The sequence below is a fragment of the Falsirhodobacter halotolerans genome, from assembly GCF_022899245.1.
GTDB classification, from domain to species: Bacteria; Pseudomonadota; Alphaproteobacteria; order Rhodobacterales; family Rhodobacteraceae; genus Falsirhodobacter; species Falsirhodobacter halotolerans.
In genome coordinates this window covers 557,513-580,142 of sequence record NZ_JALJAZ010000001.1, presented here as the reverse complement: position 1 = coordinate 580,142, position 22,630 = coordinate 557,513, and the positions used below count along the sequence as shown (strand labels likewise).

The following is a 22,630-nucleotide window of genomic DNA, read 5'->3' as shown; positions in this document are numbered from 1 at the left end:
CATGAGCCTGGCGATCCCCCCCGCCGCGCGCGACGCGCTGGTGCGGTGGCAGGCGCATCTGTCGGGGGTCAACGACGCCGCGCCCGCCACGGTTCGCGCCTATGCCGAGGATGTGACGCTGTGGCTGGACTTTCTGGCCCGCCATATGGGCGAGGGGTTCGGCCTTGCGCGGCTGGTGGAGGTGGACCCGACCGACCTGCGCGCCTGGCTCGCCTCGGAACGGGCGCGGGGGGTCGGGTCGCGGTCGCTGGCGCGGCGGTTGTCGGCGGTGAAATCGTTCACGCAATGGCTGGCCGACCGGCAGGGCGGCGATCCCAGCGCCATCCTCTCGGCCCGCGCGCCCCGGTATCGCCGCACCCTGCCCCGCCCCCTGCCGGTGGACGCCGCCCGCGACATGCTGACCGAGGTGGCGGTGCATCCCGAAAAATGGATCGCCGCACGCGATCAGGCGGTGGTCACCCTGCTTTACGGCTGCGGGCTGCGCATATCCGAGGCGCTGACCCTGCCCGCCACCGCCTCCCCCCTGCCCGAAGTGCTGCGCATCACGGGCAAGGGCGGCAAGACGCGGATCGTGCCCACCCTGCCCGTCGCCCGCGATGCGGTGGCACAGTATGTGCGGCTGTGCCCCTTCGATCTGACCGGCGGGCCGCTGTTTCGCGGGGCGCGCGGCGGGGCGTTGAACGCGGGCATCGTGGCCAAGGCCGTGGCGCAGGCCCGGGCGCGGTTGGGGCTGCCCGCCTCGGCCACTCCGCATGCCTTTCGCCATTCCTTCGCCACGCATCTTCTGGAACGGGGGGGCGATCTCCGGACGATCCAGACGCTGCTCGGTCACGCCTCGCTTTCTTCGACGCAAACCTATACAGGGGTGGACGCCGCGCGGATGATGGCGGTCTATGCCAAGGCCCATCCCCGCGCCTGAACCGACAACCGAAAGGTCCTTATCCCGGTCATGGAACCACGTCTCAAAGCGCTCTCCGTCCACCTTCTGACCGCCACCGGCGTCGTCCTGTCCATGCTGGCCCTGCTGGCGGCGGTGGAGGGGGCCTGGACGGTCATGTTCCTGTGGCTGGTGGCCGCGCTGATCGTGGACGGGATCGACGGCCCCCTGGCCCGCCGGTATGATGTGGGGCGGAACTGGCCCACCTATGACGGGGTCCAGATGGACCTGATCATCGACTACCTCACCTACGTGTTCATTCCGGCCTATGCGCTTTTCGCCTCGGGCCTGCTGGACGGATGGGAGGGGTGGCTGACGATCTTCGTCATCGTCTACGGCTCGGTCATCTATTTCGTCGACACGCGGATGAAGACCAAGGACTATTCCTTTGCCGGATTTCCCGGCTGCTGGAACATGGTCGTGCTGGTCCTGTTCGCCGTCCGACCCAGCGAGACGGTGATCCTGATCATCACCCTTTTGCTGACGATCGCAATGTTCACCAACCTGAAGTTCATCCACCCCGTGCGCACCAAACGTTGGCGTCCGCTGTCGCTGCCGATGACCATCGCCTGGACCGTGTTCGCCGGATGGGCCGCCTGGGTGGATTTCGATCCGCAAAGCTGGGCGCATTGGGGGTTGATCGTCACCTCGGTCTATCTTTTGCTGGCAGGGATCGCCCAGCAGATCATTCCCGAACGCAAATGAAAAGGCGCCCCGCGGGGCGCCTTCTTGTCAGTCCAGAACCGCGTCGCAGCGGGCGCAGGTCTCGGGGTGGGAATGCGTGCCCACATCCGGCAGGATGCGCCAGCACCGCGCGCATTTGCACCCTTCGGCCATGTGGAACACCACGGCGACGCCCGGAATGTCGGCCAGCGCGAAGGCCCCCTCCGGCACCGGCGCGTCGGTCAGCGTCAGGTCCGAGGTGATACACAATTCGGCGAAATCGACCGAGTCCAGCGCGGCGCGCAGGCCCGTGTCGGCCACATGGACGGTCGGCGCGGCCTCAAGGCTCGATCCGATGACCTTGGCGCTGCGTTGCACCTCCAGCGCCGCCGTCACCACGCGGCGGGCGGCGCGGATCGCCTGCCATTTGGCGGCGAGGTCGGGGTTCAGCCATGCGTTCGGCGTGGCGGGCATGTCCTGCAGATGGACCGAGGACGCGTCACCGGGAAAGCGCGAGAGCCACACATCCTCGGTCGTGAAGACGAGGATCGGGGCCAGCCACGTCACCAGACGGTGGAAGATCAGGTCCAGCACCGTCCGCGCGGCGCGACGGCGCAAGGAATCCGGCCCGTCGCAGTAAAGGACGTCCTTGCGGATGTCGAAATACACCGCCGACAGGTCGGTCGTGCAGAAGGTGAACAGCTTCTGGAACACGCCCTGGAAATCGAAGGCGGCATACCCGGCCCGCACATCGGCATCCAGCTCGGCCAGACGGTGCAGGACCCAACGTTCCAGCTCCGGCATCTCCTCCGGCTCCACCCGCTCCACGTCGTGAAAGCCCTTCAGCGCGCCCAGCAGGAAACGCAGCGTGTTGCGCAGGCGGCGATAGCTGTCGGCCGTGCCCTTCAGGATTTCCTTCCCGATCCGCTGGTCGGCGGTGTAATCGGCCTGCGCCACCCACAGGCGCAGGATGTCCGCGCCGTATTCCTTGACGATCTGCTCCGGCACCACGGTGTTGCCCAACGATTTGGACATCTTCATGCCCTTTTCGTCCAGCGTGAACCCGTGCGTCACCACGTTGCGATAGGGCGCGCGCCCGATCGTGCCGCAGCCCTGCAACATCGACGAATGGAACCAGCCGCGATGCTGGTCCGTCCCTTCCATATAGACGTCGGCGATCCCGTCCTCGGACCCGTCCGCGCGGTCGCGCAGCACGAAGGCATGGGTGGAGCCGCTGTCGAACCACACGTCCAGCACGTCGAATATCTGGTCATACTGGTCCGCACGATCCCCCAGGATCTGCGCCTTGAAGCCGTCGCGATACCAGACATCCGCGCCCTCCGCCTCGAACGCGGCGACGATGGCCGCGTTGACGGCCGCGTCGCGCAGCAGGAAGTTCGCCTCGTCGGGCTTGGCCCCCTTCTTGACGAAGCAGGTCAGCGGCACGCCCCACGCCCGCTGGCGCGACAGAACCCAGTCGGGCCGCGCCTCCATCATCGAGCGCAGGCGGTTCTGGCCCGAGATGGGGGTGAACTTGACCAGACGCTCGATGGATTCCAGCGCGCGCTTGCGGATCGTGTCGCCGTATTGGCCCATGCCGTCATCCAGCGGGCGGTCGATGCCCGCGAACCACTGCGGCGTGTTGCGGAAGATCAGCGGCGCCTTGGACCGCCACGAATGGGGATAGGAGTGCTTGACCTTGCCGCGCGCGATCAGCGCCCCGGCCCCCGCCAGCGCCTCGATCACGGCCTTGTTCGCATCGCCCTCCTTGCCCTTGGGCGTGATGATGACACGCCCCCCGAACAGCGGCAGATCGGCGCGATAGCTGCCGTCTTCGAGCACGTTATAGGTCATGGGCAGGCCGTATTTCAGGCCCATCTGGTAATCGTCCTCGCCATGGCTGGGCGCGGTGTGCACGAAGCCCGTTCCCGCCTCGGCGGTGACGTGATCGCCCGACACCATGGGCACCTCGAAGTCCCATTCCCCGGCCCCGCCCTCGACCCCGCGCAGCGGGTGGGCCATGGCGGCCCCGTCCGGGTTGAAGCCGACCAGACGCTCGAACCCCGCGACCTTGGCCTGTTTCAGCACCGCTTCGGCCAGATCGTCGGCCAGGATCAGCTTTTCCCCCACCGCGGCCCAGTTGCCCTCGGGCGCGTCCGTCACCTCATACACGCCATAGGAGATGGCGGGATTGAAGGCCACGGCGCGGTTCTGCGGGATGGTCCAGGGCGTGGTGGTCCAGATCACCACCTTCGCGTCGCGCAAGGCCCGATCCACCTTCTCCAAGGGCAGACGATCCTCGTCATCGCCGATCAGGGTGATCGCCTCGATCATCTGGGCGGGCAGCTTGACCAGCGGGAACTTCACCCAGATCGTATGGCTTTCGATGTCGTGGTATTCCACCTCCGCCTCGGCCAGCGCGGTCTTTTCCACGGGCGACCACATGACGGGCTTGGACCCCTGATAGAGGGTGCCGTTCATCAGGAACGTCATGAATTCGTCGGCGATCACGGCTTCGGCGTGGAAGTCCATGGTCAGATAGGGATCGGCCCAGTTGCCGGTGATGCCCAGACGCTTGAACTCCTCCCGCTGGATATCGACCCAGCCCTTGGCGAAGGCGCGGCACTCCTGACGGAAATCGACGATGTCCACATCGTCCTTGTTCTTGCCCTTGGCGCGATACTGCTCCTCGATCTTCCATTCGATCGGCAGGCCGTGGCAATCCCAGCCGGGGATATAGCGCGCGTCAAAGCCCATCATCTGGTGCGACCGCACGATCATGTCCTTGATCGTCTTGTTCAGCGCGTGGCCGATATGCAGGTGCCCGTTGGCGTAAGGAGGGCCATCATGCAGCGTGAACGGTGTGCGGCCCCCCTTCGCCTGAACGGCCTTTTCGCGCAGGCGGTCATAGATGCCGATCTTTTCCCAATGGGCCAGCCAGCCCGGTTCGCGCGTGGGCAGGCCGCCGCGCATGGGGAAATCGGTTTCCGGCAGGAAGATGGTGTCGCGGTAGTCGGGCGTGGCGGGGGTCGTGTCGCTCATGGAACGCGGTCCTTCGTCGAATGGGGGGAAGTGCCTTCAAGGATCATCCCGGCGGGCCGCTGGCGGTCAGCGCGCCGGGCCGCTAATTCGACGAAGATGGGCACAACAGGTCATGCCCGCGCTTATAGGCGCGGGCATGGGAACGGTCCAGTGCGAAGACTTTATGCCGACAGCTTCGTGGCCACATCCACCAGACGGCGGGTCTGCGCGCCGATGGCGGCCTTCACGTCGTCGGTGAATTCGGTCCCTTGGGTGTGGGCATAGCCATAGGGGTTGCCGCCGGTCTTCTGGATCGATTCGTCGGTGTATCCGGGCGGCACGATGATCGCGCCGAAATGGACCAGCGTGTTGAACAGCGACAGGATGGTCGATTCCTGCCCGCCATGGGGGGATTGCGTGGAGGTCATGACGCTGGCCGGTTTCGCCAGCTTGCCCTGGAACCACATGCCGCCCAGCGCGTCGATGAAGGCGCGCATCTGGCTGGCCGCGTTGCCGAACCGGGTCGGGGTGGAGATGAGATAGGCGTCCGCCCATTCCATGTCCTCGGGCGTGGCCACGGGAATGTGGGCCGTGGCCTCGGTATGCGCCTTCCAGCCGTCCTGGCTGTTGACCACCGCTTCGGGCGCGGTTTCGGCAACCTTCAGCAGGCGCACCTCGGCCCCGGCCGCGCGGGCGGCGTCGGCGGCGATTTCGGCCATCTGGTGGTTGGTGCCATAGGTCGAGTAATAGACGATCGCGAGCTTGGTCATGGAACGGTCCTCTCAGGGGTTGCGAACGGCAATCTAGCGTTCGATTCCGGCTGGCACCATAGACATGAACGGCGGACCCAGTGTGCATCCACGCACGACGGCCCCCCGCCCACCGCCGGGTTGCGGCATGGAAAGTGTTTTACTAAGAATTGGCGGGAAGCGGCAACGGAGTGTGCAATGGCCCGACACCTTTGGACAAGCGGCGTGATCCTGATGGCCCTGGCCGGAATGGGCGCGGCGCAGGATGGCGCGGTCCAATCCACCCAATACGACGACGGATCGGTCTATGAAGGCACGTTCCGGGGCGGGGTGCAGCATGGTCAGGGCATCTATCGTATGCCGTCGGGATACGAATATTCCGGGGCCTGGGTCGACGGTCGGATCGAGGGGGAGGGCACCGCCCGCTATCCCAACGGATCGATCTATGCCGGGCCGTTTCAAAATGGCCGCCCCGAGGGGCAGGGCAAGATCACCTTTGCCGACGGATCGACCTATGAGGGCGACTGGGTCGCGGGGCAGCGCACGGGTCAGGGGGTCGCCGTCTATGCCGATGGCACCCGCTATTCCGGCGGGTTTCGCGATGGGCAGCCGCAGGGTCAGGGCCGGATCGAGGCGGCCGACGGCTATGTCTATGAAGGGGAATGGGATGCGGGCCAGAAGGTCGGCGCGGGCACCATCACCTATGCCAACGGCGCGGTCTATGAAGGGGCGCTGGAGGGGGGCGTTCCGTCCGGCACCGGCACGCTGACCACACCGCAGGGCACCGTCTATACCGGCGACTGGACCGAGGGGCGGATCGAGGGTCAGGGCCGCCTGGAACAGGGCGGCGACACCTATGAAGGCGGGTTCGCGGGGGGCCAGCGGCAGGGTCAGGGCCGCGCGACCTATGCCAGCGGCGAGGTGTATGAGGGCGGCTTCGTCGCCGATCAGCGCGAGGGGCAAGGCACCCTGACCCGCCCCGACGGATACCGTTATGAAGGCGAATGGCGTGCGGGGCAGATGGCGGGGGACGGCACCGCCACCTATGCCGACGGGTCGGTGTTCACCGGCACCTTCACCGAAGGGCGCCCCGATGGGCAGGGCACCCTCACCTATGCCGATGGCAGCACCTATCAGGGCGCATGGGCGGCGGGGGCCATCACGGGCGAAGGCCGCGCCGTGCAGGCCGACGGCAGCACCTATGAGGGCGGGTTCCAAGACGGCCGCCACCACGGAACCGGCACCCTGATCCGCCCCGACGGCTATCGTTACGAAGGGGAATGGGACGAGGGCGAGCGCGCGGGCACCGGCACCGCCACCTATGCCGACGGCACCACCTATACCGGCGGGTTTCGCGCGGGCCAGCGTGACGGCACGGGCGAGCTGGTCCGCCCCGACGGCTATCGTTATGCCGGGGAATGGGCGGGGGGGGCGTTCGACGGCGAGGGGACGCTCACCTACGCCTCCGGCGACGTGTATGAAGGAACGTTCCGCGCCAACGCCCCGGACGGCACCGGCACGATGACCTATGCCAACGGGCAGGTGGTGACGGGCACATGGGCGGACGGGCAACTGGTCGAACGCGCCGACTGACGGAACGGGGGCCCTGCGACAATCCGCCCGCGAACCGGTCATGCGGTTCCCGCGTTGCAGGGGGGAACCCCTGATGAGGAGCGCCCCATGACCCGATCCCTCCGCCTGTCCGTGCCGCTGGCCGCCGCCATGCTGGCCCCCTTCCCGCTGATGGCGCAGGAAACGCGCCCGTCGGTGGAAACCGCGGCCCCCAACGCCCCCGACCAGACCCCCGCCTTCGAGGGGCAGACCCGCGCCCCCCAACCGGCCGAGCCGCTGGAGGTCGCGACCGAAACCGTGGCCCAAGGCCTGCCGCAGCTGTGGGCGATGGAATTCCTGCCCGATGGCCGGATGCTGGTCACCGCCAAGAAGGGCGACATGCACATCGTCGCCGACGGCACCCCCGGCCCCGCGATCGAAGGCGTGCCCGAGGTGGATGCCGACGGTCAGGGCGGGCTTTTGGACGTGGCGCTGGCGAACGATTTCGCCGACAGCGGGATCATCTACTTTTCCTATGCCGAACCACGCGAGGACGGGAACGGCACCGCGCTTGCCAAGGCCCGTCTGGTGGAGGACGGCAGCACCGCCCGGCTGGAGGATGTGGAGGTCATCTTCGCCCAGCAGCCCACCTATGACGGCAACAAGCATTTCGGCTCGCGCATCGTGGTCGATGCCGATGACGTGATCTGGCTGACGGTCGGCGAACGCTCGGACGAAGAACCGCGTGTGCAGGCGCAGGACGTCGGCAGCCATTTCGGCAAGGTCATCCGCATCACCGCCGAGGGCGACCCGGCCGAAGGCAACCCCTTCATCGACCAGGACGGCGCCATGCCCGAAATCTGGAGCCTTGGCCACCGCAACACCCAATCCGCCGCCCTGTCGCCCGAGGGCGAGTTCTGGATGGTGGAACACGGGCCGAAAGGCGGGGATGAGCTGAACCGTCCCGAGGCGGGCCTGAACTACGGCTGGCCCGAGGTCACCTATGGCGTCGAATACAGCGGCGAGGAGGTGGGTGAAGGCATCACCCAGAACGCCGAAACGCAGCAGCCGCTCTATTACTGGGACCCGGTCATCGCGCCCTCGGGCATGGCCTTCTATGAAGGCGAGGAATTCCCCGAATGGGACGGCGCGATCCTGATCGGCGGCCTGGTGACGCAGGGCGTGGTGGTTCTGGGCATGGATGGCGACACGGTGGAGTGGGAGGATCGCATTCCCCTTGAGGCGCGCGTGCGCGACGTGCGCGTCGGGCCGGACGGCGCGATCTATGCCGTGACCGAAAACCGCGACGAAGGGTCGTCCACCATCGTGCGGATCACGGCGCCCGACGCGTGATCCCCCTTGCCCGCGCCCCCCGGCGCGGGCATCTTCGCGCGCATGATCGCGCACCACATCCTGACCGACGGCAAGCTGGTTGCCCATGACGGCCTGCCGCAAGGGCGGGCCCTGTGGATCGACCTCTGCTCCCCCACCGCCGACGAAGAACACGCCGTCGAAGCCTTGATCGGCGCGCCCGTCCCCACGCGGGACGAAATGTCCGACATCGAGGATTCGGCCCGCCTTTACATCGAAGGCGCGGCGCTTGTGATGACGGCGGTGGTGATCGAAGGCGCGAACAAGGGGCGCCCCCGCCGGTCGCAGATCACCTTTCTGCTGATGCCCGACCGTCTGGTGACGGTGCGCCACGCCGATCCCCTGCCCCTTGGCACCATCGCCACCCGCGTGGCACGGCATCCGGGCGAATCGGACACGGCCCCGCGCCTTCTGGCCACCATGCTGGAGGCGTTCGTGGAACGGATCGCGGATGTGCTGGAAAAGGTCTCGGCCGATCTGGCCGACCTGTCCGACAGCGTGTTCTTCGATGCGGACGAAGGGTCGGGGATGGCCGAACAGGATCTGCGCAAGCTGGTCCGCCGTCTGGGCCGCAAGAACCGCACCCTGTCCATCCTGCGCGAAAGCATCCTCAGCTTCGACCGCCTGATCCCGTTCCTGCGCGATGCCGCCAGCGGCCACGCTGCCCGGACCGAGGATGAGGATCTGCCCCCGCTGGCCCACATGTCGCCCAAGGGCGTCGCGCGGCTGAAGGCCATTCACCGCGATGTCACCTCCCTTTCCACCGCGCTGGCGCAGGTGGAGGCGGAGCTGTCCTTCCTCCATTCGGCCACCGTCGGCCTGATCGGGGTGGAGCAGAACCAGATCATCAAGGTCCTGTCCATCGCCACCGCCCTGTTTCTGCCGCCGACGCTGGTCGGCACGATCTATGGCATGAACTTCGATCACATGCCGGAACTGCATTGGGCCGTGGGCTATCCCCTGGCGCTGGCGGCGATGGGCATCTCGGCCGTTCTGCCCTTTTTGTGGTTCCGCCGGAAAAACTGGCTATAGGGCAGAAAACCTGTCGTTTATTTGGGGTTGCGTGCCGGTTTGCGGCCCGTATAGTCGCCCCCATGGCACGGGACCAACATATCGCATCGCAGGGCAACGCCCTGATCCGCCCCCGCGGCCTGCTTCTTCTTACGCTGCTCTGAGCGTGCCCCCGGGCGCGACCGCTCAGAGATGATCAGCGCCCGGCCCCCACGCTGACGAAGGAAGAAGCCATGACGACCCAAGACAAAGTTTTCATTTTCGACACCACCCTGCGCGACGGCGAACAGTCGCCCGGCGCCACCATGACCCTGTCCGAGAAGCTGGAGATCGCCTCCATGCTGGACGACATGGGCGTGGACATCATCGAGGCGGGGTTCCCCATCGCGTCCGAGGGCGATTTCGAGGCGGTGTCGATGATCGCCAAACAGTCCCGCAACTCGGTCATCTGCGGCCTGTCCCGCGCGAATTTCAAGGATATCGACCGCTGCTGGGAAGCGGTGAAGCACGCGGCCCAGCCCCGCATCCACACCTTCATCGGCACCTCGCCCCTGCACCGCGCCATTCCCAATCTGGACAAGGACCAGATGGCCGACCGCATCCATGACACGGTGACCCACGCCCGCAACCTGTGCGACAACGTGCAATGGTCGCCCATGGACGCCACGCGGACCGAGCACGACTATCTGTGCCGGGTGATCGAGATCGCGATCAAGGCCGGGGCCACCACGATCAACATTCCCGACACCGTGGGCTATACCGCGCCGCGCGAATCGGCGGACCTGATCCGCATGTTGCTGGAACGCGTGCCCGGCGCGGATGAGATCGTCTTCGCCACCCACTGCCACAACGATCTGGGCATGGCCACGGCGAACTCGCTGGCCGCGGTGGAGGCCGGGGCCCGCCAGATCGAATGCACGATCAACGGTCTGGGCGAACGCGCGGGCAACACCGCGCTGGAGGAGGTCGTGATGGCCCTGAAGGTCAGGAACGACATCATGCCCTTCCAGACGGGGATCGATTCGCGCCGCCTGACGGCGATCAGCCGCAAGGTCGCGACCGTGTCGGGCTTTGCCGTGCAGTTCAACAAGGCCATCGTCGGCAAGAACGCCTTCGCCCATGAATCCGGCATCCATCAGGACGGGATGCTGAAGAACGCCGAAACGTTCGAGATCATGCGCCCCGCCGATGTGGGCCTGACGGAAACCAACCTCGTCATGGGCAAGCATTCGGGCCGCGCGGCCCTGCGGTCCAAGCTGAAGGATCTGGGGTTCGACGTGGCGGACAACCAGCTTGCGGACATCTTCGTGCGGTTCAAGGCGCTGGCCGACCGCAAGAAGGAAATCTATGACGAGGATCTGCTGGCCCTGATGCAGGACGCCGACACGCAGGCCGCCTATGACAAGCTGTCGGTCAAGCGTCTGCGCGTGATCTGCGGCACCGACGGCCCGCAAGAGGCGCAGCTGACCCTGACCGTGGACGGCACCGACCAGACGTCCGAGGCGACAGGCGACGGGCCGGTGGATGCCGCCTTCAACGCGGTGAACGCGCTGGTGAAGCACGACGCGAAGCTGGCGCTTTATCAGGTGCAGGCCATCACCGAAGGCACCGACGCGCAGGCCACCGTGACCGTGCGGCTGGAGGAAGACGGCAAGATCGCCACGGGCCACGCGGCCGACACCGATACCGTCGTCGCCTCCACCCGCGCCTATGTGAACGCGCTGAACCGGCTGATCCTGCGGCGGGAGAAATCGGCGCCGGGGCATGACACCAAGGGCGTCAGCTATCGCGATGCCGGCTGATCCTTGCTGATTAATGTGTGATCGGGCGAAGCGGAGCCTTTCGCTTCGCCCGTTCGTTTTTTATAAGACGGCGTTCGTGTCCCGAGGACGCGGCACCTTGGGGACAACAGGCAGGAACGGCTTCATATGGCATTGGCGGGTATCTTTTCGTCGGACATGGCGATCGACCTCGGAACGGCGAACACGCTTGTCTATGTGAAGGGCAAGGGCATCATCCTGAACGAACCCTCGGTCGTCGCCTATCACGTCAAGGACGGGAAGCGTCAGGTTCTGGCGGTGGGCGAGGATGCCAAACTGATGCTGGGCCGCACGCCCGGCAGCATCGAAGCCATCCGCCCGCTGCGCGATGGCGTCATCGCCGATTTCGACACGGCGGAAGAAATGATCAAGCATTTCATCCGCAAGGTCCACAAACGCACCACCTTTTCCAAGCCCAAGATCATCGTCTGCGTCCCTTACGGCGCGACCCCGGTGGAAAAGCGGGCGATCCGCCAGTCGGTCCTGTCGGCGGGCGCGCGGCGTGCGGGCCTGATCGCCGAACCCATTGCGGCGGCCATCGGCGCGGGGCTTCCCATCACCGAACCCACCGGCAACATGGTGGTCGACATCGGCGGCGGCACGACCGAGGTGGCGGTGCTGTCCCTGGGCGATATCGTCTATGCCCGGTCGATCCGCGTGGGCGGTGACCGGATGGACGACGCGATCGTCTCCTATCTGCGCCGCCAGCAGAACCTGCTGATCGGGGATGCCACGGCCGAACGGATCAAGACCTCCATCGGAACGGCGCGGATGCCCGATGACGGGCGCGGCGCGTCGATGCTGATCCGCGGGCGCGACCTGCTGAACGGCGTCCCGAAAGAGGTGGAGATCAATCAGGCCCAGGTGGCCGAGGCGCTGGCCGAACCCGTGCAGTCGATCTGCGACGCGGTGATGCAGGCGCTGGAGGCGACGCCCCCCGATCTGGCCGCCGACATCGTCGATCGCGGCGTGATGCTGACGGGCGGTGGCGCGCTTCTGGGCGATCTGGATCTGGCGCTGCGCGAGGAAACCGGCCTGTCGATCTCGGTCGCCAACGAACCTTTGAACTGCGTGGCGCTTGGCACCGGCAAGGCGCTGGAATATCAAAAACAGCTTCGCCACGTGATTGATTACGACACCTGAGGCCAGAATTGCCCCGCGATCGCACCGGACCGGACCCCTTCACCCGCCCCCTGCGACGCATTCTGGTCGCGGGGCTGGTTCTGCTGCTTCTGGCGGTGTTCCTGATCTGGCGCATCGAAAGCGTGCGGATGGAACAGCTTCGCACCGCCCTGACCGACCGGTTCGTGCCAAGCATGTCCTGGGCCATGGCCCCCGTGACGCGGGTGGCGGACATGATCGACAATGCCCAATCCTATGTCCGCATCTATGAACAGAACCAGGAACTGCGGCGGGAGTTGCAGCAGATGCGCGCGTGGAAGGAAGCCGCGCTGCAGCTGGAACAGCAGAATGCCCGGCTTCTGGACCTCAATCAGGTGCGGCTGGACCCGCAGTTGACGCATGTGACGGGGATGGTGCTGGCCGACAGCGGCTCGCCCTTCCGGCAGTCGGTTCTCCTGAACGTGGGCCAGCGCGACGGCATCCGCGACGGCTGGGCCACCATGGACGGCGTGGGGCTGGTGGGGCGCATCGCGGGCGTGGGGCAGCAGACCAGCCGCGTCATCCTGCTGACCGATTCGAACAGCCGCATCCCGGTGACCGTCCTTCCTTCCGGCCAGCGCGCCATCCTGTCGGGGGACAACACCGCCGCCCCCGCGTTGGAGTTTCTGGACAAACCCGATCTGGTGCGCCCCGGCGACCGGGTGGTGAGTTCGGGCGACGGGTCGGTCCTGCCCAGCGATCTTCTGGTGGGCGAGGTGGCACAAAGCCCCGACCGCCGCCTGCGCGTCCGTCTGGCCGCCGATTACGGACGGCTGGAGTTCCTGCGCGTTTTGCGATCGCATGAGCGCCCCACGCCGGGCGATCCGGGCGATCTGGTAACACCCCCCCTGCCCGCCACCCCCGACATTCCCGACCTCATGTCCGATGGCGCACCATGACCGACACGCTGTGGGCGCGGCGATGGTTGCTGCGGTGCCTGTATGTGGCACTCGGCATGGTGCTGATCACCGCGAACCTGCTGCCCTTGGGCGGCATGGCGGGCGGATGGCCGGGGCCGGCGGTGCTTTTGTGCATCACGCTGGCCTGGACGCTGCGGCGGCCCGATGCGATGGCGGTCTGGCTGATCGCGCTGGTGATCCTGACCGAGGATTTCCTGCTGATGCGCCCGCCCGGCCTGTGGGCCGCGCTGACTGTGCTTGCGACCGAATTCCTGCGCCGCCGCCCCGCCTTCACGCGCGAATTGAACTGGATCGGGGAATGGGCGCTGATGGCGGTGCTGATTGTCGCCATGACGCTCGCTTACCGTTTCGTGTTCAGCGCGGCCTTTCTTCCGCAGGTGCCCTTGGGGTATGCCATGCTGGAAGCGCTGGCCACCATTCTGTGCTATCCTGTGGTGGTGGCGATCTCGACCTGGGGGCTGGGTCTGCACAAGCCCGCCACCGGTGAAATCGATGCCTACGGGAGACGGATGTGAAACGCATCGCCCATCGTGACGGAGACAACGGCACCCGCAAGATGACGCGGCGTGCCCTGGTGATGGGCGGCGCCATGTCGGCCATCGTGGCCGTGCTGGGCGCGCGCCTGCGATACATGCAGGTGGACGAGGCCGACCAGTATCGCCTGCTGGCCGAGGAAAACCGCGTATCGATCCGGCTGATCCCGCCCCATCGGGGGCAGATCTTCGACCGGGGCGGACGGCTGATCGCGGGGAACGAACAGAACTACCGCGTGACCATCACGCGCGAGGGGGCGGGCGACGTGCCCGACGTGCTGCACCGCCTGCAACGCGTGATCCCGCTGGCCGACACCGACCTGACCCGCGTCGCGGAGGAGGCGCGCAAGCGCGCGGCCTTCGTCCCCATCGTCGTGGCCGACCGCATCACATGGGACGACATGTCCCGCGTGGCCGTCAACGCCCCGTCCCTTCCCGGCGTGGTGCCGGAGGTGGGGCTGTCGCGCATCTATCCCATGGATACCGATTTCGCGCATGTCATCGGCTATGTCGGCCCCGTGTCCGAACGCGATCTGGCGGCACAGGAGGTGCCCGATCCGTTGTTGCAGATCCCCCAGTTCCAGATCGGCAAGATCGGGGTGGAGACGTGGATGGAAACCCCGCTCCGCGGTCAGGCCGGCACCCGGCGGATCGAGGTGAACGCCGTCGGCCGCGTCATGCGCGAACTCGACCGGATCGAAGGCGTGGCCGGATCGGACCTGCATCTGACCATCGACGCCGGCATCCAGAACTTCGCACAGGCGCGATTGGGCGAGGAAAGCGCCTCGGTCGTGGCGATGGATGTCCAGACCGGCGCGATTCTGGCCTGCGCCTCCGCCCCGTCCTTCGATCCCAACCTGTTCGTGCGCGGCATCTCCTATGCCGATTATTCGGTGCTGACCGAAAACGACCATCGACCGCTGGCCAACAAGTCGGTTCAGGGCGCCTACCCCCCCGGATCGACCTTCAAGATGGTCACCGCGCTGGCGGCGTTGGAGGCGGGGGTGATCGACGCCGAAACCCGCGTCTATTGCCCCGGATATTACGAATTCGGCGGGCGGCGGTTCCATTGCCATTCGCGCTATGGCCACGGTCATGCCAACCTTGATCTGGCCTTGGGCAAAAGCTGCGACGTCTATTTCTACGACATCTCGCAGCGGGTCGGCATCGACAAGATCGCAGAGATGGGCCGCCGCCTTGGCCTTGGCACGCGCCACGACCTGCCGATGTCGGCCATCGTCGAAGGGGTCATGCCCGACCGGCAATGGAAGCGTGACAGCTACGACCAGGACTGGCGGATCGGCGATACGATCAACGCCTCCATCGGGCAGGGCTATGTCCTCACCTCGCCCCTGCAACTGGCGGTGATGACGGCGCGGCTGGCCTCGGGGCGGGCGGTGGTGCCGCATCTGGTGAAATCCGTCGGCGGACAGGACGTGGCCGTCCCCGAGGCGCCGCCGCTGGACATTCCCGCCCCCCTTCTGCGCATGGTCCAGCGCGGGATGCACACGGTGTCGAACGTTCAGGGGATGACCGGATACAATTCCCGCATCGTCGATCCGTCGATGATCATGGCCGGGAAATCGGGCACCAGCCAGGTGCGCAACATCACCGCCGCCGAACGCGCGCGGGGCGTGATCAGCAACGATCAGCTGCCGTGGAACCGGCGCGACCATGCGCTGTTCGTGGGCTATGCCCCGTTCGACGCGCCGCGCGTGGCGGTGGCGTGCGTCGTGGAACATGGCGGCGGCGGATCGGCGGTGGCCGCCCCCATCGTGCGCGACGTTCTGCTGCGCGCGCTGACGGGCAAGATGCCCGCTCTTGCCGCCTATCCCCAGAACCAGCGCGCGCGGATCGAGACGGCCCTGTCGGAACTGCGCCTTCGCGACATGGACGCGCTGGCCCGCGCCACCTCCACCCCGGACCGCGCCTGATGAGCTTTCTTGAATACCGCATCCAGACGGTCCCCACGGGGTTTCGCAAGGTCCTCTACCTCAACTGGCCCCTGATCATCCTGTTGACCACGGTCTGCGCGGTGGGCTGGCTCATGCTCTATTCCGTAGCCGGGGGCCGGATCGACACCTGGGCCGAGCCGCAGATGAAACGCTTTGCCGTCGGCCTGACGGTGATGCTGGTGGTGGCGTTCATCCCCATCTGGTTCTGGCGCAACATGTCGGGGGTGGCCTATCTGGTGTCGGTGGGCCTGCTGGTCGCCGTGGACGTGATGGGCCATGTGGGCATGGGGGCGCAGCGCTGGCTGAACTTCGGGTTCATCACGCTGCAACCGTCCGAGTTGATGAAGATCGCCCTCGTGATGATGCTGGCCGCCTATTACGACTGGTTGCCGGTGAACAAGGTGTCGCGTCCCTTGTGGGTTCTGCTGCCGGTCGGGATGATCCTTCTGCCGGTGGCGCTGGTCATGGTGCAGCCCGATCTGGGCACCGCCATCCTGCTTCTGGGCGGGGGGGCGGTGGTGATGTTCTGCGCCGGGGTCCACTGGCTTTATTTCGCGGCCGTCGCGGGTCTGGGCGGCGGGATCGTGACGGCCGTGCTGGCCAGTCGGGGCACCACATGGCAGCTTCTGCGCGATTACCAGTATCGCCGGATCGACACCTTCCTCGATCCCTCCAGCGATCCGCTGGGGGCCGGCTACCACATCACCCAAGCCAAGATCGCCCTGGGATCGGGCGGCTGGACGGGGCGCGGGTTCATGCAAGGCACGCAAAGCCGCCTGAACTTCCTGCCCGAAAAGCATACCGACTTCATCTTCACCGTCGTGGCCGAGGAGTTCGGCTTCATCGGCGCCTGCTCGTTGCTTGTTCTTTATGCGCTGATCATCGTGTTCTGCATCACATCGGCCATCCAGATGCGCGACCGGTTCGCGGCGCTGGTGACCTTGGGCATCGCGGCCAGTTTCTTCTTTCTTTTCGCGGTCAACATGTTGATGGTCATGGGGCTCGCCCCGGTCGTGGGTGTGCCGCTGCCGATGGTCAGCTATGGCGGATCGGCGATGATGGTGCTTCTGACGGCCTTCGGGATCGTGCAGAGCGCGCATGTACATCGGGCAAGGGACCGCTGAATGACGACTGTTTTCTTCGCCGCCGGGGCGCATCAATGGGCGAAATACGAACCGCATCTGGGGGCCGCCCTGTCCCGCGCCGGCGTCACCGCCGACATCGTGACCGAGGCGCCCGATCCGGCGGCGATCGACTACATCGTCTTCGCCCCCGGCGGGCTGATCGAGGATTTCAGCCCCTTCGTGAACACCCGCGCCGTGCTCAGCCTGTGGGCGGGGGTGGAACGCGTGGTGGGCAACACGACCCTGACCCAACCCCTGTGCCGCATGGTCGATCCGGGGCTGGAAAAGGGAATGATCGAATATGTGACCGGCCATGCCCTGCGCCACCATCTGGGCATGGACCGCTTCATCACCGCCACCGCGCCGCATTGGGACCAGAAGCAGCCCCCCCTGGCCCAGAACCGCAAGGTCGCCGTGCTGGGACTGGGGGAATTGGGGGCCGCCTGCGCCCACGCCCTGGCCCGCATCGGGTTCGACGTGCATGGGTGGAGCCGCAGCCCCAAGACACTGGAAGGTCTGACCACCGCCTCCGGCCCCGACGGGCTGGACGCGGTCCTGAAGGGGGCCGAGATCGTCGTGCTGCTGTTGCCCGACACGCCCGCCACCGAAAACGTGCTGAACGACCGCGCCCTGGCGCAGCTGGCCCCGGGGGCCGCAATCATCAACCCCGGGCGCGGCCCCCTGATCGACGAAGGCGCGCTGCTGGATGCGCTAGATTCCGGTCAGGTCGGCCATGCGACGATGGACGTTTTCCGCCAGGAACCCTTGCCGCCGGATCATCCGTTCTGGCATCATCCGAACGTGACCGTCACGCCGCATATCGCCGCCTGGACGCGGCCCGACACCGCGTCGGGCGTGGTGGCCGAGAATGTGCGGCGGGGCGAGGCGGGTGCGCCTTTCCTGCATCTGGTGGATCGCGTCACGGGATACTGAAGCGCGACCCTCTGGCCAAATCGGGCCTGGAATGGTTTGACGGGGGAAAAGACGACCCAAGGGGCAGAGTGATGTGGAATTTCGTGCGGGCCGTGATGCTGGCCCTTCTGGTGCCCCTGGCCGCGGCCGCCATCGCACAGGACGCGCCCGAACCCCGTCTGGGGGCGGTGACGAACCTGCCCCTGCCCCGTTTCGTCACGCTCAAGACCAGCGAAGGCAACGCCCGCCGCGGCCCCGGCCTGACCCACCGGATCGACTGGGTGTTCACCCGCGACGGGATGCCCCTGCTGATCACCGCCGAATACGGTCATTGGCGGCGGGTTGAGGATGCCGAGGGCGTGGGCGGCTGGATGCATTACGCGCTTCTGTCCGGCTCCCGCTCGGCCCTCATCACCGCCGACATGGCCGACCTGCACGACAGCCCGAGCGAGGATTCGACCGTCGTGCTGCGCGCGCAGAAGGATGTGGTGGCGACGTTGCTGCAATGCACCGCGAACTGGTGCCGCCTGCGGCTGGCGGGCGAACGCGGCTGGGTTCTGAAATCGCAGATCTGGGGCGTGGGCAAGGACGAGATTCTGGAATGACCCATCTGGCATTGCGGGCGGGGATCGCCTCGTTCCTCGTGGCGACGGTGCTTGTGCTGATGAAGCTGTGGGCCGTGGCGCAGACGGGGTCGCTGTCGGTGGCGGCGTCCCTGGCCGACAGCGCGATGGACATGATCCTGTCGCTGGGTGCGATGACGGCGATTTTTTATGCCCAACGCCCCGCGGACGAGGATCACCCCTTCGGCCACAGTTCCGCCGAGGACATCGCGGCCCTGGGGCAGGCCGTCTTCATCTTCGTGTCGGCGGGCGTCATCGCCGTGGCGGCGGTGCGACGGCTGATCCACCCCGAGCCGCCCTCTCTGGGACGCGAGGGGGCGGGGATCGTGGTCATGACGGTGTCCATCCTGCTGACGCTGGCGCTGGTCTGGTGGCAGGGGCGCGTGGCGCGGGCCACGGGCAACCGCGTGGTGGCGGCGGACCGGCTGCATTATCTGGGCGATCTCATCCCATCGATCGGGGCGCTGTTCGCGCTGCTGGCCTCGGGGCGGCTGGACCTGCCGGCGGTGGACAGCGTGGTGGCGCTGGCAGCGGCGGGGCTGATGGTGGTGGGCGCGCTGAAGATCGGGCGCGGCGCGTTCGATGCGCTGATGGACCGGCAGGCCGATCCCGACCTCTTGCACGGGATCGAGACGCTGGTCCGCAACTGGCCCGAGGTGCGGGGGTTCCACGACCTGAAAAGCCGGACCGCCGGCAGCCGCGTCTTCATCAACCTGCATATCGAACTGGATGGCGACCTGACCCTGCGAGAGGCGCATGACATCGGCGCGGGCCTGAAACGGACCATCACCCTCGCCTATCCGCAGGTGGAGGTGATCATCCACAAGGACGTGGCGCACCGCCCCGGCTGATCATGCCCCCCGCGCCCGCATCAGCGCCGCCGCGATCAGCGCGGGCACCCGGTCATGCAGCCCCACGGGCGGCAAAAGCGGGCCGGTGAACCCCGCCCTGGCCAGCGCATCCGGCAGATCGTCGATCACGTGGCCCCGCCGTGCGGCAAAGAACGGCAGGCAGGCGGCATTCGGCATGTCCCGCGCCACATCCGCGATCTGCGGGCTCTGGTCGATGAAGGCCGCGCGGCAGGGCTTCCCCGTCTCCGCCTCGATCCGCGCGGCAAGATCGTGGACCACGCGCGACGGCTCGGCGCTGCGGAACGACCCGTGGCCCGCCAGAAGCACCGGTCGCCCCGCCGCCCGCGCCAGATCGACGGTCAGCGCCATCACCGCCGGATCGGCGCCGAAGGGGGCCAGCACGGGCCACGCCGCCCCCCCGGCCGCCGCCAGCCGCCGGGGCAGATGCGTGCCGGTGAACCACCCCGCCGCCATGAACAGGGGATAAACGACCCCCACCCCCCCGGCCAACCCCCGCTCCAGCGCCCCGGCTTCGGCCAGGGTCGCGGCGCGCACGTCCCACCCGTCCAGATGGGTGGCGACATGGCGGGCCAAATCCTCGATCTCCTCCCCCGCCGGGCGGGGGTCGGAGGGTTGGCCATGGGACACGATAAGGGCGCGATGGGTCATGTCGCGCATCTTGCGCCCATCCGCCCGCAAATGCCATACGTCACCCATCCGCCCCACCGCACAGATTCGCGGTGTCGGCGTCGCACTTTCATGACACGAATATGTCAAAACGCCGCAGGTGCGCGCCGGACGGATATTTCGTAAAGGATACTCGATGAAAGACCTCCGGTTCAGAACCATAAGCCTGACGCTGTTGATTGTGACGTTCGGATTTCTTGGCATTTCGGCAGCAACGGTGAGCGATTTGAACCTGTTTTTCAAAGAAGGCCACGGGCTTGAACTGGCATCGGTCGGGGTGCTGTTCGCGGCGGTCGTGCTGTGGCTCTGGCTGGCGGGGCCCTATCGGTGGCGCGAATGGCAGATTCCGTTTCTGTTTCTGGCGATGGCGGCGCGGGAAATGGACGCCGACAAACGTTTCACCGACTATGGGCTTTTGAAGCTGAACACCTATACCGGGCCCGCCCCATGGGGGGAGAAGCTTCTGGGGGCCGCGATCATCGCGCTGACGCTTTGGGCGTCGTGGCGGTTGCTGACGCGCAACGCGCCCCTGTGGTGGCAGCGGCTGAAGGCCGGACGGTTGGACGCATGGCTGATTGCCGGGGCCTTCGTTCTGGGCGTGGTGGCCAAGACGATCGACGGGCTGGGGCGCAAGCTGGCCGGCTTCGGGATCGAGATTTCGGCCCAGACCGACCAGATGGCGGGCCGCACCGAGGAGGTGTTGGAACTGGCCTGCTATCTGATGCTGGCGATCGCCGTCGCGCGTTTGTCCAGTCTGCGGGGCGCGCGCTGACCCCCTTTCCCCATGCTTGGTTCGACCGCCCCGCCCCCGACGTCGCACGCGATCTGATCGGCAGCCGGCTGGAGGTCGGCCCCTTGGCCGCGCGCGTCGTGGAGACGGAGGCCTATACCTCCGACGACCCCGCCTCCCACAGCTTTGGCGGCCCCCGCCCCCGCAACCGGGCGATGTTCGGCCCGGCGGGGCTGGCCTATGTCTATCGCTCCTATGGCATCCACTGGTGTCTGAACGTCGTGTGCCGGTCTGGGGATGCGGTGCTGTTGCGCGCGCTGGAACCGCTGGCCGGGCTGGAGGTGATGGCGCGGCGGCGCGGCACCGAGGCACCGCGCGCCTTGTGTTCGGGGCCGGGCAAGATCGGGCAGGCTTTCGGGCTGGACGCGGCGGCGGACGGTGCCGACATCCTGCGGTTCCATCCCGCACCACGCGGCCCTGTCGTCACCGGCCCGCGCATCGGCATCACCCGCGCCACCGATCGCCCATGGCGCTTCGGGTCGGAGGGGTCGGCGTTCCTCAGTCGACGTTTTCCGGGAACATGACGGGGTGTCGCTCTGTTGTCTTTCAAAAGGAGGACATCATGACGGACATTCAAATGGTCGGCATCCCGCAACCCGGTGACCTGCCCCCAAATTCCCCCCCGCCCTCGCCCGGACCCGATCTGCCCGATCCCGGCCCGGATCAGATGCCCCCAGCCGAAGATCCCGATCTTCCCGCACCGGGCGAAGTCACACCCCCCATCCGCGCATAAGGAGGCCCGCGCCATGCCCGCCAAATCGAAAGCCCAGCAGAAAGCCGCCGGGGCCGCACTTTCGGCCAAACGGGGCGAGACGAAGAAATCCGATCTGAAAGGCGCCTCGAAGCAAATGGCCGCCAGCATGTCGGAAAAGGAACTGCACGACATGGCCGCGACCAAGCGCAAGGGGAAACCCGAAACCGCAGCGAAAGACGACTAGGCGTTCAGGAACGCCAGCATCCGCCGCTCGTCGGCCTTCAGCGCGCTGTCCCCTTCTGTGGGCAGCGCGTTCAGCATGTCGATCCGTGCCACCGGCTCCATGTCGGACAGCGCCAGAACTTCGGGGTGGATGTAGGATTTGCGGGCGATGGTGGGCGTGTTGCCCAAAGCCTCCGCCGCCAGCTCGCACATGGATTTCAGCGACAGCTTGCCCGGCTCCCGTGCCGCCGTGAAGGCCGCGAGCGACCCGCCCCAGGTGCGAAACGTCTTGGCCGTCGCCCCCGCCACCCCCGACCCTTCGGCGATATAGTCGTTCAGATTGTGAGAGGAGACGGGCCGAACCTCCCCCTCCTCATCCACCCAGGTGAACAGGTGCCGTCCCGGCAGATCTCCGATCTGGTGCATGATCCGGTGCAGACGCTTGTCGCGCAGCGTGCGGTTCACCGCCTTGCCGCCCTTGGCCTTGAACTTCAGCCGCACCACGCCATCGGCCAGCGACAGATGACGGGTCAGCAGGGTCGTGGCCCCGAATGTCTTGTTGGCAAGGGTGTAGGCCGGGGTTCCCGCCCGAAGATAGGTCCGGTCGATCAACAGGACCATCGCCGCAAGACTGAAGGACAGATCGCCCGCATCCTCTTTCAAATCCCGATCCACGCGGCGGCGCAGGCGGCCCAGACCCGCCCCGAAGGCGGGCAACGTGTCGTATTTCGCCGCCGATCGCCACGCGCCCCAATCGGGGTGATAGCGGTATTGCTTGCGCCCCCGCGCGTCCAGCCCGGTGGCCTGCAGATGCCCATTTTCCAACGCGCAGATCCACACGCTTTCATAGGCGGGGGGGACGGCCAGCTTCAGGCAGCGGCTGCGGTCCGGCCCTTTCAGCGTGGCCCCGTCCGGCCCGACGAAGCAAAAACCTTTTCCGGCGCGCTTGCGGGAAATGCCGGGCATCCTGTCATCGACATAGACCAGCCCCTCGGGCACCTGAACATCGCTTGGCATCGTCACCCTTCCCCTTGC

The 22,630-nt window shown here is 66.8% G+C and carries 22 protein-coding genes; 18 read left to right on the top strand and 4 right to left on the bottom strand.

What is annotated here, in order from left to right:
• Position 1 precedes the first annotated feature (1 nt).
• Together MU449_RS03175 and MU449_RS03170 are read left to right on the top strand one after the other, a co-directional pair.
• The gene (locus MU449_RS03175) at positions 2-919 is read left to right on the top strand and encodes a tyrosine recombinase XerC (protein ID WP_244736565.1); all 918 of its coding nucleotides are present in this window, start codon (positions 2-4) and stop codon (positions 917-919) included.
• A gap of 30 nt (positions 920-949) precedes the next feature.
• Positions 950-1,642, top strand: coding sequence for a CDP-alcohol phosphatidyltransferase family protein (locus tag MU449_RS03170; RefSeq protein ID WP_244736564.1), 693 nt, complete (start codon positions 950-952; stop codon positions 1,640-1,642).
• 27 nt (positions 1,643-1,669) lie between these two features.
• On the opposite strand, the gene ileS is transcribed toward MU449_RS03170, so the two are convergent.
• Together ileS and wrbA are read right to left on the bottom strand one after the other, a co-directional pair.
• Entirely contained in the window at positions 1,670-4,642 is a 2,973-nt protein-coding gene (gene ileS, locus MU449_RS03165) for an isoleucine--tRNA ligase (protein WP_244736563.1), read from the bottom strand.
• A 161-nt stretch (positions 4,643-4,803) separates the two neighbouring features.
• Entirely contained in the window at positions 4,804-5,391 is a 588-nt protein-coding gene (gene wrbA / locus MU449_RS03160) for an NAD(P)H:quinone oxidoreductase (protein ID WP_244736562.1), read from the bottom strand.
• A 177-nt stretch (positions 5,392-5,568) separates the two neighbouring features.
• Here wrbA and MU449_RS03155 point away from each other — a divergent pair, with 177 nt between their 5' ends.
• The 12 genes from MU449_RS03155 (at position 5,569) to MU449_RS03100 (ending at position 19,202) form a co-directional block, all read left to right on the top strand.
• Entirely contained in the window at positions 5,569-6,963 is a 1,395-nt protein-coding gene (locus MU449_RS03155) for an MORN repeat-containing protein (protein ID WP_244736561.1), read from the top strand.
• 87 nt (positions 6,964-7,050) lie between these two features.
• Positions 7,051-8,274, top strand: coding sequence for a PQQ-dependent sugar dehydrogenase (locus MU449_RS03150; protein WP_244736560.1), 1,224 nt, complete (start codon positions 7,051-7,053; stop codon positions 8,272-8,274).
• Positions 8,275-8,280: 6 nt separating this feature from the next.
• Entirely contained in the window at positions 8,281-9,324 is a 1,044-nt protein-coding gene (locus tag MU449_RS03145) for a magnesium transporter CorA family protein (RefSeq protein WP_244736559.1), read from the top strand.
• A gap of 212 nt (positions 9,325-9,536) precedes the next feature.
• Positions 9,537-11,105, top strand: coding sequence for a 2-isopropylmalate synthase (locus tag MU449_RS03140; protein ID WP_244736558.1), 1,569 nt, complete (start codon positions 9,537-9,539; stop codon positions 11,103-11,105).
• Between the two features lie 126 nt (positions 11,106-11,231).
• Complete coding sequence (locus tag MU449_RS03135; RefSeq protein WP_244736557.1) at positions 11,232-12,266, top strand: rod shape-determining protein; 1,035 nt, start codon at positions 11,232-11,234, stop codon at positions 12,264-12,266.
• Positions 12,267-12,274: 8 nt separating this feature from the next.
• A complete protein-coding gene (gene mreC, locus MU449_RS03130; RefSeq protein WP_244736556.1) occupies positions 12,275-13,183 on the top strand; it encodes a rod shape-determining protein MreC in 909 nt (302 codons plus the stop codon).
• Complete coding sequence (locus MU449_RS03125) at positions 13,180-13,719, top strand: rod shape-determining protein MreD (protein ID WP_244736555.1); 540 nt, start codon at positions 13,180-13,182, stop codon at positions 13,717-13,719. The genes mreC and MU449_RS03125 overlap by 4 nt, the downstream gene beginning before the upstream one ends.
• Positions 13,720-13,760: 41 nt before the next feature.
• Positions 13,761-15,671, top strand: a complete 1,911-nt coding sequence (gene mrdA, locus MU449_RS03120) for a penicillin-binding protein 2 (protein ID WP_244738950.1) — start codon at positions 13,761-13,763, stop codon at positions 15,669-15,671.
• Entirely contained in the window at positions 15,671-16,816 is a 1,146-nt protein-coding gene (rodA, locus tag MU449_RS03115; protein WP_244736554.1) for a rod shape-determining protein RodA, read from the top strand. The genes mrdA and rodA overlap by 1 nt, the downstream gene beginning before the upstream one ends.
• On the top strand, positions 16,817-17,749 hold the full coding sequence (locus tag MU449_RS03110) for a 2-hydroxyacid dehydrogenase (RefSeq protein ID WP_244736553.1): 933 nt from the start codon (positions 16,817-16,819) through the stop codon (positions 17,747-17,749).
• A 71-nt stretch (positions 17,750-17,820) separates the two neighbouring features.
• Complete coding sequence (locus MU449_RS03105; RefSeq protein WP_244736552.1) at positions 17,821-18,333, top strand: SH3 domain-containing protein; 513 nt, start codon at positions 17,821-17,823, stop codon at positions 18,331-18,333.
• A complete protein-coding gene (locus tag MU449_RS03100; protein ID WP_244736551.1) occupies positions 18,330-19,202 on the top strand; it encodes a cation diffusion facilitator family transporter in 873 nt (290 codons plus the stop codon). The genes MU449_RS03105 and MU449_RS03100 overlap by 4 nt, the downstream gene beginning before the upstream one ends.
• On the opposite strand, the gene MU449_RS03095 is transcribed toward MU449_RS03100, so the two are convergent.
• Entirely contained in the window at positions 19,203-19,871 is a 669-nt protein-coding gene (locus MU449_RS03095) for a CbiX/SirB N-terminal domain-containing protein (RefSeq protein WP_244736550.1), read from the bottom strand.
• Between the two features lie 154 nt (positions 19,872-20,025).
• Between MU449_RS03095 and MU449_RS03090 the strand changes: the two genes are divergently transcribed.
• Genes MU449_RS03090 through MU449_RS03075 form a run of 4 tightly spaced genes read left to right on the top strand, consistent with a single transcriptional unit; the run spans position 20,026 to position 21,617 of the window.
• Positions 20,026-20,661 carry a hypothetical protein gene (locus tag MU449_RS03090; protein WP_244736549.1) on the top strand — a complete coding sequence of 212 codons (636 nt, stop codon included), beginning with the start codon at positions 20,026-20,028 and terminating at the stop codon, positions 20,659-20,661.
• A complete protein-coding gene (locus MU449_RS03085) occupies positions 20,601-21,203 on the top strand; it encodes a DNA-3-methyladenine glycosylase (protein WP_425310570.1) in 603 nt (200 codons plus the stop codon). Before MU449_RS03090 ends, MU449_RS03085 begins: the two co-directional genes overlap by 61 nt.
• Before the next feature lie 38 nt (positions 21,204-21,241).
• Positions 21,242-21,412 (top strand): hypothetical protein, encoded by a 171-nt coding sequence (locus MU449_RS03080; protein WP_244736548.1) that lies wholly within the window; start codon positions 21,242-21,244, stop codon positions 21,410-21,412.
• 13 nt (positions 21,413-21,425) lie between these two features.
• Positions 21,426-21,617, top strand: coding sequence for a DUF3008 family protein (locus MU449_RS03075; RefSeq protein ID WP_244736547.1), 192 nt, complete (start codon positions 21,426-21,428; stop codon positions 21,615-21,617).
• Here MU449_RS03075 and MU449_RS03070 read toward each other — a convergent pair.
• Positions 21,614-22,612, bottom strand: coding sequence for a DNA topoisomerase IB (locus MU449_RS03070; RefSeq protein WP_244736546.1), 999 nt, complete (start codon positions 22,610-22,612; stop codon positions 21,614-21,616). The genes MU449_RS03075 and MU449_RS03070 overlap by 4 nt on opposite strands.
• Positions 22,613-22,630: the final 18 nt, after the last annotated feature.

What these genes read in the sequence shown, in the direction of transcription:
- MU449_RS03105 (WP_244736552.1), top strand. Translation starts at nt 17,821, where the DNA reads ATGTGGAATTTCGTGCGGGCCGTGATGCTGGCCCTTCTGGTGCCCCTG.
- MU449_RS03140 (WP_244736558.1), top strand. Translation starts at nt 9,537, where the DNA reads ATGACGACCCAAGACAAAGTTTTCATTTTCGACACCACCCTGCGCGAC.
- MU449_RS03175 (WP_244736565.1), top strand. Translation starts at nt 2, where the DNA reads ATGAGCCTGGCGATCCCCCCCGCCGCGCGCGACGCGCTGGTGCGGTGG.
- MU449_RS03075 (WP_244736547.1), top strand. Translation starts at nt 21,426, where the DNA reads ATGCCCGCCAAATCGAAAGCCCAGCAGAAAGCCGCCGGGGCCGCACTT.
- MU449_RS03100 (WP_244736551.1), top strand. Translation starts at nt 18,330, where the DNA reads ATGACCCATCTGGCATTGCGGGCGGGGATCGCCTCGTTCCTCGTGGCG.
- MU449_RS03090 (WP_244736549.1), top strand. Translation starts at nt 20,026, where the DNA reads ATGAAAGACCTCCGGTTCAGAACCATAAGCCTGACGCTGTTGATTGTG.
- rodA (WP_244736554.1), top strand. Translation starts at nt 15,671, where the DNA reads ATGAGCTTTCTTGAATACCGCATCCAGACGGTCCCCACGGGGTTTCGC.
- MU449_RS03070 (WP_244736546.1), bottom strand. Translation starts at nt 22,612, where the DNA reads ATGCCAAGCGATGTTCAGGTGCCCGAGGGGCTGGTCTATGTCGATGAC.
- MU449_RS03170 (WP_244736564.1), top strand. Translation starts at nt 950, where the DNA reads ATGGAACCACGTCTCAAAGCGCTCTCCGTCCACCTTCTGACCGCCACC.
- MU449_RS03080 (WP_244736548.1), top strand. Translation starts at nt 21,242, where the DNA reads ATGACGGACATTCAAATGGTCGGCATCCCGCAACCCGGTGACCTGCCC.
- MU449_RS03150 (WP_244736560.1), top strand. Translation starts at nt 7,051, where the DNA reads ATGACCCGATCCCTCCGCCTGTCCGTGCCGCTGGCCGCCGCCATGCTG.
- wrbA (WP_244736562.1), bottom strand. Translation starts at nt 5,391, where the DNA reads ATGACCAAGCTCGCGATCGTCTATTACTCGACCTATGGCACCAACCAC.
- mrdA (WP_244738950.1), top strand. Translation starts at nt 13,761, where the DNA reads ATGACGCGGCGTGCCCTGGTGATGGGCGGCGCCATGTCGGCCATCGTG.
- MU449_RS03135 (WP_244736557.1), top strand. Translation starts at nt 11,232, where the DNA reads ATGGCATTGGCGGGTATCTTTTCGTCGGACATGGCGATCGACCTCGGA.
- MU449_RS03155 (WP_244736561.1), top strand. Translation starts at nt 5,569, where the DNA reads ATGGCCCGACACCTTTGGACAAGCGGCGTGATCCTGATGGCCCTGGCC.
- MU449_RS03125 (WP_244736555.1), top strand. Translation starts at nt 13,180, where the DNA reads ATGACCGACACGCTGTGGGCGCGGCGATGGTTGCTGCGGTGCCTGTAT.
- MU449_RS03095 (WP_244736550.1), bottom strand. Translation starts at nt 19,871, where the DNA reads ATGACCCATCGCGCCCTTATCGTGTCCCATGGCCAACCCTCCGACCCC.
- ileS (WP_244736563.1), bottom strand. Translation starts at nt 4,642, where the DNA reads ATGAGCGACACGACCCCCGCCACGCCCGACTACCGCGACACCATCTTC.
- MU449_RS03110 (WP_244736553.1), top strand. Translation starts at nt 16,817, where the DNA reads ATGACGACTGTTTTCTTCGCCGCCGGGGCGCATCAATGGGCGAAATAC.